The 12,395-nt window shown below is 61.3% G+C and carries 12 protein-coding genes and 1 pseudogene; 8 read left to right on the plus strand and 5 right to left on the minus strand.

The window, feature by feature from the left end:
* Positions 1 to 1,387: pseudogene (locus tag I8N66_RS16315) on the plus strand (ATP-grasp domain-containing protein); the annotation flags it as partial.
* A gap of 198 nt (positions 1,388 to 1,585) precedes the next feature.
* On the plus strand, positions 1,586 to 1,861 hold the full coding sequence (locus I8N66_RS16320; RefSeq protein ID WP_291155321.1) for a hypothetical protein: 276 nt from the start codon (positions 1,586 to 1,588) through the stop codon (positions 1,859 to 1,861).
* 23 nt (positions 1,862 to 1,884) lie between these two features.
* Here I8N66_RS16320 and I8N66_RS16325 read toward each other — a convergent pair whose 3' ends face one another.
* Positions 1,885 to 3,375, minus strand: coding sequence for an MFS transporter (locus I8N66_RS16325; RefSeq protein ID WP_291155250.1), 1,491 nt, complete (start codon positions 3,373 to 3,375; stop codon positions 1,885 to 1,887).
* A gap of 295 nt (positions 3,376 to 3,670) precedes the next feature.
* Here I8N66_RS16325 and greA point away from each other — a divergent pair, with 295 nt between their 5' ends.
* Positions 3,671 to 4,147 (plus strand): transcription elongation factor GreA, encoded by a 477-nt coding sequence (greA, locus tag I8N66_RS16330; RefSeq protein WP_104664035.1) that lies wholly within the window; start codon positions 3,671 to 3,673, stop codon positions 4,145 to 4,147.
* 86 nt (positions 4,148 to 4,233) lie between these two features.
* Entirely contained in the window at positions 4,234 to 5,292 is a 1,059-nt protein-coding gene (locus tag I8N66_RS16335) for a glycosyltransferase family 4 protein (protein WP_291155257.1), read from the plus strand.
* A gap of 42 nt (positions 5,293 to 5,334) precedes the next feature.
* On the opposite strand, the gene I8N66_RS16340 is transcribed toward I8N66_RS16335, so the two are convergent.
* The 4 genes from I8N66_RS16340 to I8N66_RS16355 form a co-directional block, all read right to left on the minus strand.
* Positions 5,335 to 6,357 carry a glycosyltransferase gene (locus tag I8N66_RS16340; protein ID WP_291155260.1) on the minus strand — a complete coding sequence of 341 codons (1,023 nt, stop codon included), beginning with the start codon at positions 6,355 to 6,357 and terminating at the stop codon, positions 5,335 to 5,337.
* A gap of 7 nt (positions 6,358 to 6,364) precedes the next feature.
* Positions 6,365 to 7,186: a glycosyltransferase family 2 protein gene (locus tag I8N66_RS16345; protein ID WP_291155263.1), complete on the minus strand. Its 822-nt coding sequence runs from the start codon at positions 7,184 to 7,186 to the stop codon at positions 6,365 to 6,367.
* A gap of 9 nt (positions 7,187 to 7,195) precedes the next feature.
* Positions 7,196 to 7,666, minus strand: a complete 471-nt coding sequence (locus I8N66_RS16350) for an Lrp/AsnC family transcriptional regulator (RefSeq protein WP_113539971.1) — start codon at positions 7,664 to 7,666, stop codon at positions 7,196 to 7,198.
* Between the two features lie 113 nt (positions 7,667 to 7,779).
* Complete coding sequence (locus I8N66_RS16355) at positions 7,780 to 7,920, minus strand: hypothetical protein (RefSeq protein ID WP_223727394.1); 141 nt, start codon at positions 7,918 to 7,920, stop codon at positions 7,780 to 7,782.
* Between the two features lie 405 nt (positions 7,921 to 8,325).
* Here I8N66_RS16355 and trxB point away from each other — a divergent pair, with 405 nt between their 5' ends.
* From trxB to I8N66_RS16375, 4 genes are all read left to right on the plus strand, one after another.
* On the plus strand, positions 8,326 to 9,300 hold the full coding sequence (trxB, locus tag I8N66_RS16360; RefSeq protein ID WP_291155268.1) for a thioredoxin-disulfide reductase: 975 nt from the start codon (positions 8,326 to 8,328) through the stop codon (positions 9,298 to 9,300).
* Positions 9,301 to 9,416: 116 nt separating this feature from the next.
* Positions 9,417 to 10,313, plus strand: a complete 897-nt coding sequence (locus I8N66_RS16365) for a LysR family transcriptional regulator VtlR (RefSeq protein ID WP_034791460.1) — start codon at positions 9,417 to 9,419, stop codon at positions 10,311 to 10,313.
* Positions 10,314 to 10,928: 615 nt separating this feature from the next.
* Entirely contained in the window at positions 10,929 to 11,219 is a 291-nt protein-coding gene (locus I8N66_RS16370; RefSeq protein ID WP_291155277.1) for a metalloregulator ArsR/SmtB family transcription factor, read from the plus strand.
* 44 nt (positions 11,220 to 11,263) lie between these two features.
* The gene (locus tag I8N66_RS16375) at positions 11,264 to 12,385 is read left to right on the plus strand and encodes an alkene reductase (protein WP_291155324.1); all 1,122 of its coding nucleotides are present in this window, start codon (positions 11,264 to 11,266) and stop codon (positions 12,383 to 12,385) included.
* Positions 12,386 to 12,395: the final 10 nt, after the last annotated feature.

A 12,395-nucleotide genomic window follows, 5' to 3' on the forward strand; every position in this document is an offset into this window, starting at 1 on the left:
CATCGTGCAGTTCGGTGGCCAGACGCCGCTGAAGCTCGCCGAAGCGCTGGAAAAGAACGGCATCCCGATCCTCGGTACGGCGCCGGACGCGATCGACCTCGCCGAAGACCGCGACCGCTTCCAGAAGCTGCTGATGAAGCTCGACCTGAACCAGCCGAACAACGGCATTGCCTATTCGGTCGAACAGGCCCGCCTTGTCGCTGCCGAAATCGGCTTCCCGCTGGTCGTGCGCCCGTCCTACGTTCTCGGCGGCCGCGCGATGCAGATCATCCATTCGGAAAGCATGCTGCAGAACTATCTGCTCGACACGGTACCGGGCCTCGTTCCTGAAGACATCAAGCAGCGCTACCCGAACGACAAGACCGGCCAGATCAACACGCTGCTCGGCAAGAACCCGCTGCTGTTCGACAGCTACCTGACGAACGCCACCGAAGTGGATGTCGATTGCCTCTGCGACGGCAAGGATGTGTTCGTCTCGGGCATCATGGAGCACATCGAGGAGGCCGGCATCCATTCGGGCGACAGCGCCTGCTCTCTGCCGGTGCACACGCTCGATACTGCCATGGTCGACGAACTCGAGCGCCAGACGGCAGCCCTTGCCAAGGCACTCAATGTCGGCGGCCTGATGAACGTGCAGTTCGCCATCAAGGACGGCACGATCTACGTGCTCGAAGTCAACCCGCGCGCATCGCGTACCGTGCCCTTCGTTGCCAAGACGATCGGCGCGCCGATCGCCAAGATCGCAGCCCGCGTCATGGCCGGCGAAGCACTTGATGTCGCGATCGCGGCCTACGGCGAAAAGCCCGATCCGCGCAACCTGAAGCACATCGCCGTCAAGGAAGCCGTATTCCCCTTCGCCCGCTTCCCGGGTGTCGATACACTGCTCGGTCCGGAAATGCGATCGACCGGCGAAGTTATCGGTCTCGATACCGACTATGCGCTCGCCTTCGCCAAGTCGCAGCTCGGCGCCGGCGTCGACCTGCCGCGCGATGGAACGGTATTCGTTTCGGTGCGCGACGAAGACAAGACCCGGGTTCTTCCGGCGATCCGCATCCTCGTCGACATCGGCTTCAAGGTCATGGCCACCGGTGGCACGGCCCGCTTCCTTGGTGAACACGGCATTGCCGCCTCCAAGGTCAACAAGGTCCAGGAAGGCCGGCCGCACGTCGAGGATGCTATCCGCAACCGCCAGGTCCAGCTCGTGTTCAACACCACCGACAGCAACAAGGCGATCTCGGACTCGAAGTCGCTGCGTCGCGCGACACTGATGCAGAAGGTGCCCTACTACACGACGATGGCCGGCGCCGAAGCGGCAGCGCACGCGATCAAGGCATTGAAGGCCGGCAGCCTCGAAGTGCGTCCGCTGCAGAGCTACTTCACGGCCTGATCCGACGCGCGGCGCGTTTTGATCTCACGCGCCGCTTCCATTTGCAGCGGACGCTTGTGACCGGCGCTTTCGTCCACTCCGTCCGGCTGAATGCAGCATGAATGGGCGGTTCAGGCTGCGTTCGTCCGCACCATGCTCCAATATGTCTGCGCTTAGGGATCGGAGGGGCCTCCGGTGGGCGCGCTACGGGGCAAGATCGTGCAACTCTATTTCTTCGATTTGCATTGGGGTGACGAGCACTTCGTCGACGAGGACGGCATCATCCATTTCGATGAGGGTTCGGCCCTCTATTACGGCCAGCGCATCGCCGACAAGATCGGCCGCGATGCGGACTATGGATCCCTGAAGGTCGAGGTTTTCTCCAGCAATCGCAGACTGCTCGCGACGATCGTTCCGTCGATTGGCCGCGGTGGCGAGCAGCGCGCGCTGCTTGGGCGCCGACAGGTCGGTGCGCCACTCCACGCGGCTGCCTAGTGCGCCATTGACCGTACCGCGCTCTAGTCTCCGGCGAACGCGCCGAGCGTCGCTCCGCCTTGGCCGGGCCGCGATCGTTTGGCGGCAAGCCGCACGGTTCTGAGGCCGAAATAGAGCGATGCCGTTGAGATCACGGACGCGACGACGAAGACGGTGAACAACGCGCCATGCATCGTCGCAACACTTGCCTTCTCGTCGAAGCCGCGGAGATTTGCCGTCAGTCCGCAGATTGCGGCGCCAATGGCGTAGCCGGCCGATTGCAGCGTCGGCAGGAACGCCGACGTCTTGTCGCGCTCCTTGTGTGGCGACACATCCATCATCAACTGGCTGAGCGTACCCCAGGAGATGCCGAAGCCGGCGCCGACCGCGATCTGGCTCGGGAAGACCAGCCGGAATTCGTCGATGGCCATCGCGACCGTCAGGCCGGCAAGTCCGAGGCTCAGAAGCGCCGGCCCCAACGGGATCAGTTTCACACGCAGGTCGTATGAGCGAAGGCTCGCAACGAGGATTGCGGTAAAGCTCCATGAGATCGCCATCAGCGCACCGGAGAAACCGGCAGCCGTCGGGCTGAAGTCCCACACGTGCTGCAGTCCGTAGATGAGGTAGATCGAGCCGGACGCCTGCGCCAGCGGCATCAGCAACACGACCCAAAGGCCGGTGCCGAGCGGTTTTGTCAACGCGAAGGCGCCGGCAGGCAGGATCGAGTGCTCCGCACGCCGGTCAGCCTGGACCACCGCCCAGAGGATTGTCAGAGCCGTTGCCAGCGCGGCGATCATCAAGGGAACACTTGCGGCCGTGGTCGACACCGAGATCAGCAAAATGCCGGTGCCGACGATGATCAGCCGCAGCAGCGGGATCGGACGGGATGTGCTGGCCGCAACCTTCTGTGCCGGCACGATCGCGAGGACAAACACGACGAAGATTGCGGCTGCCGGAATGTTGACGCCGAAGGCCGCTCGCCAGGACCAATGCTCTGTGAGAAATCCGGAAACGAGGGGACCGCCGAAGGCAGCCGTTGCCCAGACGATGGCTTCGGCTCCAAAGATCTTCGGTACCAGTCGCGGCGGGAAGAGCTCGGGAATCAATGCGTAACAAACCGCGGCTATGATTCCTTCGCCGAAACCCTGAAAGATTCGGCCGGCAAGCACCTGCGGCATGCTGCCCGCGGTCGTCGCGATCATGGTCCCGGCGACAAAGACGATGGCGGCGGTAATCAGCGTGCCGCGTGCGCCGAATCTTGTCTTGAGATTCGCGGCAATCGCGCCGCCGAGAATGGCGAAGACGAGATAGAGCGTGACCGCCCAGGAAAGCAGCGTGGCCCCGCCGATCTCGGAGACGGCCGTCGGCAGTGCGGTCGCAATGAAAAACTCATTGAAGGCAAAGAGCGCGACCCCGAGGCAGAGCGTGACGGTCGCCGCCAGATAGTTCGGCCTAAGCAGTTCGCTCCAGCGGCCATCCTCCTGCGGCGGTGCGTCCAGGTCTGCCCTGATGTTGTCGTCCTTGGCGAAATCCATGGGTCATGCTTCCTCATTGATATTTTGCGGGAGCAACTCTGATACGACCTGAAGCGCTGTTGAGGTAAAGCGGTTTCTGAAAAAACTTGCCACCGGTTTCGTTCGTCTACAAGTTGCGGACCGTTTGTTGCCTTCGGTGGATGGTGGCGAAATATCTGGCTTTCGCGCTTCCGTTTCTGCTATAACGAAGGTTCGAAGTTTCGGACGGTTCCGGTGCTCGCGCGCCGGAGACCGTTTTCTTTTGCGTTGGCGCCGCCCCAAGGGCGGCGCCTCGTGCTTGATGAAGGACATTGAAATGGTCGAAAAAGTGCCGATGACACAGGGCGGATTCGTCAACCTGCAGGAGGAGCTGCGCTGGCGCCAGCAGGAAGAACGACCGCGAATCATCGAGGCTATTGCCGAAGCCCGTGCACATGGCGACCTGTCGGAAAATGCCGAGTACCACGCTGCCAAGGAAGCGCAGAGCCACAATGAGGGCCGCATCACCGAGCTCGAAGACTTGATCGCCCGCGCGGAAGTCATTGATCTCACGAAGATGTCCGGCTCCAAGATCAAGTTCGGTGCCAAGGTCAAGCTCGTCGACGAAGACACCGAAGAAGAAAAGACCTATCAGATCGTCGGCGACCAGGAAGCCGACGTGAAGGCCGGCCGCATCTCGATCTCGTCCCCGATCGCCCGCGCCCTGATCGGCAAGGAAGTCGGCGATTCCATCGAAGTGAACGCCCCCGGCGGTTCCAAGGCCTACGAAATTCTCGCGGTCAACTGGGGCTGATCAGCCCCAGCAGGGGCGAAGCCTCCCTTCGCCCCGTTTCTCTCTTTCCAAAAGACGATCATTGCTCGCGCAAGGAGTGCGCTTTCGTGGCCGATATCCGGAACGTCGAGGTCATCGCTCCCAATTTCAAGCGCCGTCTCTCGGGCGTGACGTCCACCATCATCCAGTTGATTCCAATCCAGCGCGCGCTGGGTGAGAAGGTCGCCGTGCTTGGTCTTGGGCTGCCGGACACTCTGCCCTCGATCCGCTTCCGCGATCTTCTGCGTTTGTGGAGCGCCCCGGATGGCCGGCCCTGTCGGGTCTGGCACGCGCGTCGCAATGTCGAGATGCTGCCGGCGATTGTTCTGCGCGATCTCCTGGGCATGAAGCTGAAGATCGTCTTTACCTCCGCGTCGCAGCGCCGCCATACCGGCTGGAGCAAGTTCCTGATCTCCAGGATGGATGCGGTGATCGCCACGAGCGGCAAGACGGCCGCCTATCTCAAGGTGCCGAACACGGTCATCCTACATGGCATTGACACCAAGCGCTTCCAGCCTCCGGCGGATGCGGTCGCCGCCAAGTCGGCGCTCGGGCTCGACCCCGCGCAGAAATATGTCGGCTGCTTCGGTCGCGTTCGTAAGCAGAAGGGTACCGATCTCTTCGTCGACAGCATGATTGCGCTTTTGCCCTGCCGGCCAGGCTGGAGCGCGATCGTCGCCGGGCGTGCGACCGGCCCGCACGTGGCGTTCGAGAACGAACTGAAGGAACGGGTCGCAAAGGCGGGCCTGACGGACCGCATCCGTTTCGTCGGAGAACACACCAACATTCCCGACTGGTACCGCGCGCTCGATCTTTTCATCGCGCCGCAGCGCTGGGAGGGGTTTGGCCTGACGCCCCTGGAAGCGATGGCGACCGCTGTGCCTGTTGTCGCGACCGATGTCGGTGCGTTTTCGGAGCTGGTCGTCGTTGGCGAGCAGGAAACGGGCACCGTCATTGCAGCTAACGACCTGCAGGCGATGGTTGAAGCGGCCGCCGGCTTCATGGACGACGATCGCCGCCGCACGATGGCAGGCGCCAACGGCCTGGGACTGACGTCTGCTTCCTTCGCGATCGAGGGCGAGGCCCGGGCGATCAACGCCGTCTACGAGCGTCTGATGCGCTTCTGACCGGCTGCCATCTGTGATGGCAGCCGCGCGATCGAGATTGTCTCAGCGCTTGGAGGCGAAGAGCTTCAGATAGGCGTCGGTGATCGCCTGCTTCGAGAACTGGTTCATCAGGGTCTCGTGGCCGCGTTCGGCAAGGCGTTCGCCGAGCGACGTGTCGCTGGCAATACGGTCGATTGCCTGGGCGAAGCCGTCAGCATCGCCGATATCGACCATCAGCCCGTTTTCGCCGTCACGCATGAACCATTGCGGCCCTTCCGAGCGGCTGGACACGACAGGCGTGCCCTGGGCCCAGGCCTCGAGGATCACGTTGCCGAGCGGCTCATGGCTCGATGCCATGACGAAAATGTCCGAGGCGGCGAGAAATGGCCGCGTATCCTTCTGCCAGCCGGCAAAGCGCACGCGCTTCGATACGCCGAGATCGGACGCCAGCTTCTCCAGGTTTGCGCGTTCTTCGCCGTCGCCGACCAGCCAGAGATAGGCGTCCGGCACCTTGGCGATCGCCTGGATCAACGTATGGAAGCCTTTGCGCGGGACGAAGCGACCCATCGACATGATGACCGGCGCGTTCTCGGGTGTGTGGAGCGTCGCGCGGTTGACCGGCGCGACGCGCTCAGTACCGGTGAAGTTGGAGATGACTTCGACATCGCGCTTCCAGCCGATCTTGCGCACATGCTCGGCGATCCCCGGCGTGTTGCAGACGAGGCAATCGGTGTTGCGGAAATAGTCGAGGCGCAGCGGATAGTCGCCGAGGCGGGAGATCTTGATGCAGCCCTTGTAGTTCGGCATGAGACGGCTGGCGCGCGGCATCCAGGCGAACAGCGCGTCCGGCTTCTCGCGGCGCGCCATGCTGCTGACTTTCATCGGCAGCAGGATCCGGTCAAGCGACAGGTTACGAAAATTGCTTTCGATGATGCGCGTCGCGCCCTCGATGTCCTTCCGCCAGATGCGCCCCGGCCGGATGACGGAGGTCTGCTCGACGCCGCGCTCGCCAAGCGCATTCACCAGATGAACGAAGAAGCGCTCCGCGCCGCCATCCTTGCCGAAGTGGAAATGCATGACTTTCATGGGAACCTCACGGGCTGGTCTGGCGCCGATCCATGTCGTCATGGTTCGGACGGCGCTTCAGCGCGTGCCTCTGATAGATCTTGGCGGCGGTGAGGAAGGAATAGACTGCCCCCGTCATCGCTTCGATGAAACCCGGAAAACCGCAGCGCCAAAGGCCGTTGCGGAAGTAGAGCCGGTAGAAATAGAGCGGCGGGCTGAACAGCATCTTGTAAGGGCGCGCGGACTTGCCGGCCGCAAACTGCTGGTCTGCCTTGAGCGTTGAATACTTGTTTTCCTTGAGGATCTGCTCGTCGATGATCAGCGGCCGGTAGTGCAACAGGCTTCCCTTGCGTGCGGCAGCGACGGCGCCGTCCGGAACGATTCCCTCATGGACCTTCTGATTGAGGTCGTAACGCCCCCTGCCCTGGCGGATCAGCCTGAGGTTCCGCCGTTCATGCACGCGCTCGGGCGTGTAGCCGTAGCCGATCAGATAGGGCCTGCGGGCGACACGCCAGCCGACGGTCTCCACCGGGGCGTCGAGCAGCGATGGCAGCAGCGCCTTCAGCGGTTCGTCTAGACGCTCGTCGGAATCGATGTTGAGGCACCAGGGCTGCGTGCATTGATCGAGCGCGAACTGCTTTTGGCCGGCATAACCGCGCCACGGCTCATGCAGGAAACGGATCGGCCATCCCTTGTCGATGTAGGATTGCACGAGCGCCGGCGTACCGTCGGTCGAACCAGAGTCGACAATGACGATTTCCGCGCATTGTTCGAGGCTCTCGATGCAATTGCCGAGGTAGGCTTCTTCGTTCTGGCAGATGATGAAGGCGGAAAGCGGAAGCTTGCTCATGGGCGGGCCCTAGATCTGAACGAGGCCGATATCCTTGACCTGGCGAATGGTCAGCATCGTGCGCACCGTGTCGACCCGTTCGTTGGCCGTCAGCACTTCGATGACGAAATCCTGGAAAGTTGTCAGGTTCTCGGCGACACAATGCAAAAGAAAGTCGCTTTCGCCGGAAACGGTCCAGGCCTGACGGACGATCTGCCATTCTGCGGTGGCTGCCGAGAACGCCTTGAGGTCGGCTTCCGACTGGCGCTTCAGGCCCACCATGCAGAAGGCGACCAGATCGAAACCGAGCGTCGGTGCGTTCAGGAGGGCATGGTAGCCCTTGATCACGCCGGTTTCTTCGAGCTTGCGCACGCGCCTGAGGCAGGGCGGCGCGGAGATGCCCACCCTTTGGGCGAGATCGACATTGGTCATCCGGCCATCACGCTGGAGCTCGCGAAGGATCTTGAGATCGATTGCGTCGAGCTCGACTTGTTTCGTCATGAACGTTCGTCCTTTTTGCGTGGTGACTTTGTGCGTGAGGGCAAAGTCGAAATCTTGTATCTGCTGATGGTTGGGCAGGCCTTGATGGTCGGCGACGTTGACCGCTACGTTCCCTATCCCGGCGCAGCCGCGACCATCTCGATCGAGATTGTCGGCAAGGCGCGCTCCCCAAGGGTGAGGTCGTCTCGAGTCGGTGCGTGGCCGAGCGCAGCGCGTTCGCGATGGAACCAAGCACGGCCGGCATTCAACCCCATATGCTTCTCCAGCAAAGTGAATCCGCGTGAAATATCGTCAAACCCGCTGGACAACAAGCAGTCCCGCCGACTATTCGCGGGAAAATGGCGTTGCCGACACCGATCGGGATACAAATAGCGGCGCACACTGCCCGAAGTGACGTGCGTCGCGCCATTGCACGGAGCATTCGCCGCCCCCAGAACGCCCAGGCACGAGACTTGGGCAGTATGATCGTCGGCCGAACCTGGTGCACAAACGCGTCATCTGGTGGCAAAACTAGATTTGGCGCTCAAGCACTTGTGTGTATCAGGGCTGACGCCCTTGAAAGTCATGGCAGGGAATCCCTAAACTATGGAACTATTTCCCATTGACGCAATGGAATCGGACGAGAGCCTTCCCTCTCCCCGTGAACGAAGGACAAGACTATGACTGCCCGTCACGTGAAAGTGCTGATCATCGGCTCCGGCCCGGCCGGTTATACGGCCGCCATCTATACGGCGCGCGCCATGCTTGAGCCGGTTCTGATCGCCGGCATGGAACAGGGCGGCCAATTGATGATCACCACGGACGTGGAGAACTATCCGGGCTATGCCGATCCGGTCCAGGGTCCCTGGATGATGGAGCAGATGCTGAAGCAGGCGACCCATGTCGGCGCCGAGATCGTCAACGATCTCGTGACCGACGTCGATCTGTCCGTGCGCCCGTTCCGCATCAAGACCGACAGCGGTAACGACTGGACGGCCGATGCCTTGATCATCGCCACCGGCGCCAAGGCAAAGTGGCTCGGCATCGAGACCGAGCCGACCTTCATGGGCTTCGGAGTCTCGGCCTGCGCCACCTGCGACGGCTTCTTCTACCGCAACAAGGACGTTATCGTCGTCGGCGGCGGCAACTCGGCCGTCGAGGAAGCGCTGTATCTGTCGAACCTTGCCAAGACGGTCACCGTCGTGCACCGGCGCGATTCCTTCCGCGCCGAAAAGATCCTGCAGGAACGCCTGTTCGCCAAGCCGAACGTCAAGGTGATCTGGGACCATGAGGTCGTCGAGTATCTGGGCGCTCCGGCCAAGCCGCCGATGCCGGCTTCCGTCAACGGCGTGAAGCTGCGCAACACCAAGACCGGCGAAACCCAGGACATGGTCACCGACGGTGTCTTCGTTGCGATCGGTCATGCCCCGGCGGTAGAACTTTTCAAAGGCAAGCTTCGGCAAAAGTCCAACGGTTATCTGTGGACCGCGGCCGATTCGACGGCGACCGACGTGCCCGGCGTTTTTGCCGCAGGCGACGTGACGGACGACATCTATCGTCAGGCGGTGACGGCGGCCGGCATGGGCTGCATGGCAGCGCTTGAGGCCGAGAAATACCTGGCGGGTCATATGCCCGTCGCAATTGCAGCCGAATAGAAGCTGCGAATCGGAGTGGTGCCGCCAAGGCACCTCGCCCGTGTGGGAACAGATGCATCAGCCACGCCCGGAAGACAGGACCCCGTCTTCCGGAGTGGTTTCTTATGGGGGACTTCATGTCGCTGGACTGGGACAAACTGCGCATTTTTCACGCGGCGGCCGAGGCAGGGTCGTTCACGCATGCGGCAGACAAGCTCCATCTTTCGCAATCGGCAATCAGCCGGCAGGTGAGCTCGCTAGAGCAGGACGTCGGCATCAAGCTGTTCCACCGCCATGCACGTGGCCTGATTCTCACCGAACAGGGCGAGATCCTCTATCGCACCGCGCACGAAGTGCTGATGAAGCTCGAAAGCGTCAAGGTCCAGCTGAGCGAAACCACCGACAAGCCGAGCGGCAAACTGCGCATCACCACCACCGTTGGCCTTGGCCAGGGCTGGCTCACCGACAAGATCCAGGAGTTTATGTCGCTGCACCCGGATGTGCAGGTTCAGCTCATCCTCGACAACGAAGAACTCGACGTGAACATGCGCCACGCGGACTGCGCCATCCGCCTGCGCCAGCCGCAACAGTCGGACCTGATCCAGCGCAAGCTGTTCACGGTGCACATGCACGTCTATGCAGCACCCTCCTACATCAACAAATACGGCGAGCCGCAGTCGGTCGAAGATCTCGACAACCATCGCATCATCACCTTTGGCGAGCCGGCGCCGAACTATCTGCTCGACGTCAACTGGCTCGAAATCGCCGGCCGCGATTCCGACAATCCGCGCGTCTCGCACCTGCAGATCAACAGCCAGACCTCGATCAAGCGCGCCTGCCTGCTGGGCATCGGCGTCGCCATGCTGCCTGACTATATCGTCGGTCGTGATCCTGGCCTCATCCAGCTGCCGATCAGCGCCGACATCCCGTCCTTCGATACCTATTTCTGCTATCCCGACGAGATGAAGAACGCCGCGAAGCTCAAGGTCTTCCGTGACTACATCGTCGCCAAGGCCCGGAACTGGAACTTCTGATGCCAAGTTGGCAAATGCTCTTTTTGTGAGCATTTCTGGGATGGGTTTATAACCATCTGTTTTCGATGTGATATTTAGAATGCGCCCCCATCGTTGTGCGGCGCATTTTTGCTGCGCGATGCAGAAATGGGCAGGGATGCGCACATGGCATGGCTGTCATGCATATTAAATGATTGCTGCACGCCCAAAAAAGCAGCATACCAAACTCAGCTGATGCATCTTTGGTGGCTTCTCCTCCCAGTGCCACCGCAGCAGCTGTTCCCCTCTGGAGGTTTAATTACCTTCACAACTTATAAGGGCCCAAGTCATCTTGTGGCCCTCTTTTTTTGTCTACTGTTAGATACAGGCGAACCGTGACGAAAATCACAGCTGGCTATTGAAAGCCGATGCTTCGCTTCCCATATTAAAATGCAGCTGATGCATTCTTGGTGGCTTCTCCTCCCCGCCACCGCATTAGCTGTTCCCCTCTGGAGGTTCTCATTACCTTCACAACTACAAGGGCCCAAGTTTTCTTGAGGCCCTCTTTTTTTGCCTTCCTGGTGCTCACGGTCTTGTGATTTGAATATCGTGTTTGAGCGATACATGTATCGGTAAAACACGATATAGCGATATACGATGGACAGAGACGAGATATTGAAGGCGCTTGCCCACCCAGTGCGGGTGAACATCCTCGCCTGGCTGAAAGAGCCCCAGCGTCATTTCCCGACACAGGAGCATCCGCTCGATCTCGGCGTATGCGCCGGCCAGTTCGAACGCTGCGGCCTGTCGCAGTCGACCGTTTCCTCGCATCTCGCCGTGCTTCAGCGCGCCGGCCTCGTGACAACCCGCAAGGTTGGCCAATGGATCTTCTACCGCCGCGACGAAGAGACGATCGCCGCCTTCCTCAAGAGCATCGGCGACCTCTGAGCCGAACCACTCCTCCCAAGCAGACCTCCATGAAAGGACCTCCCATGGCCTCGCTTTTCGACCCCATCACCATCGGTGACATCGCGCTGAAGAACCGCATCGTCATGGCGCCCTTGACCCGCAACCGTTCTCCCGGGGCCGTTCCGAACACTCTGAACGTCACCTATTACGAACAGCGCGCGACAGCCGGCCTGCTGATATCTGAGGGCACGGCGATCACCCAGCAGGGCCAGGGCTACGCCGACGTGCCCGGTCTCTATACGCCGGAGGCGCTCGAAGGTTGGCGCAAGGTGACGGATGCGGTGCACGCCAGGGGTGGCCGGATCGTCGTCCAGATGTGGCATGTCGGCCGGATCTCGCACAATTCGCTGCAGCCTGACGGTCAGAAGCCGGTTGCGCCCTCTGCAATCCGCGCCAAGTCCAAGACCTATCTGATCAATGCGGATGGCACCGGCTCCTTTGCTGAAACCTCCGAGCCGCACGCGCTGCAAATCGGCGAGATCGGATCGATCGTCGAGGACTACCGCAAGGCTGCGCGGGCTGCGATCGACGCCGGTTTCGATGGCATCGAGATCCATGCGGCCAACGGTTATCTCATCGACCAGTTCCTTCGTTCCGGCTCGAACCTTCGTACGGATGCCTATGGCGGTTCGATCGAGAACCGTGCCCGGTTCCTGTTCGAGGTCATGGATGCGGTGACGCAGGAAGTCGGCGCAGGCCGCGTCGGCATCCGTCTTTCGCCCGTGACGCCTGCCAACGACGCCTTCGATCCGGAGCCGCAGCCGGTGTTTGGTTACGTGGTCAAGAACCTTGCGCGCTATCCCCTCGCCTATATCCACATCATCGAAGGCGCGACGGGCGGCCCGCGTGATCACCAGCAGGGTGACCGGCCATTCGATTATGACGCGCTGCGTTCCACCTATGTTGCAGCCGGTGGCAAGGCGGCCTGGATGACCAACAACGGTTATGACAGGGCGCTGGCGGTGAAGACGATCAAGGACGGCGAAGCAGACCTCGTCGCTTTCGGCAAGTCGTACATTGCCAATCCGGATCTTGTCGAGCGGTTGAAGCTCGACGCGCCGCTCAATACGCCGGACCAGGCGACCTTCTATGGTGGCGGCGCCAAGGGGTATACCGATTATCCGGCCCTTGAACAGGTTGCCTGACGCTCCCACA

Origin of the sequence: Ensifer sp. SSB1 (genome assembly GCF_016652895.1) — a bacterium.
GTDB lineage: Bacteria > Pseudomonadota > Alphaproteobacteria > Rhizobiales > Rhizobiaceae > Ensifer.

Coding starts and splice junctions, on each gene's coding strand:
- greA (WP_104664035.1), top strand. CDS start 3,671: ATGGTCGAAAAAGTGCCGATGACACAGGGCGGATTCGTCAACCTGCAG.
- I8N66_RS16340 (WP_291155260.1), bottom strand. CDS start 6,357: ATGAAAGTCATGCATTTCCACTTCGGCAAGGATGGCGGCGCGGAGCGC.
- I8N66_RS16365 (WP_034791460.1), top strand. CDS start 9,417: ATGTCGCTGGACTGGGACAAACTGCGCATTTTTCACGCGGCGGCCGAG.
- I8N66_RS16370 (WP_291155277.1), top strand. CDS start 10,929: ATGGACAGAGACGAGATATTGAAGGCGCTTGCCCACCCAGTGCGGGTG.
- I8N66_RS16375 (WP_291155324.1), top strand. CDS start 11,264: ATGGCCTCGCTTTTCGACCCCATCACCATCGGTGACATCGCGCTGAAG.
- I8N66_RS16345 (WP_291155263.1), bottom strand. CDS start 7,186: ATGAGCAAGCTTCCGCTTTCCGCCTTCATCATCTGCCAGAACGAAGAA.
- I8N66_RS16325 (WP_291155250.1), bottom strand. CDS start 3,375: ATGGATTTCGCCAAGGACGACAACATCAGGGCAGACCTGGACGCACCG.
- trxB (WP_291155268.1), top strand. CDS start 8,326: ATGACTGCCCGTCACGTGAAAGTGCTGATCATCGGCTCCGGCCCGGCC.
- I8N66_RS16355 (WP_223727394.1), bottom strand. CDS start 7,920: ATGGGGTTGAATGCCGGCCGTGCTTGGTTCCATCGCGAACGCGCTGCG.
- I8N66_RS16350 (WP_113539971.1), bottom strand. CDS start 7,666: ATGACGAAACAAGTCGAGCTCGACGCAATCGATCTCAAGATCCTTCGC.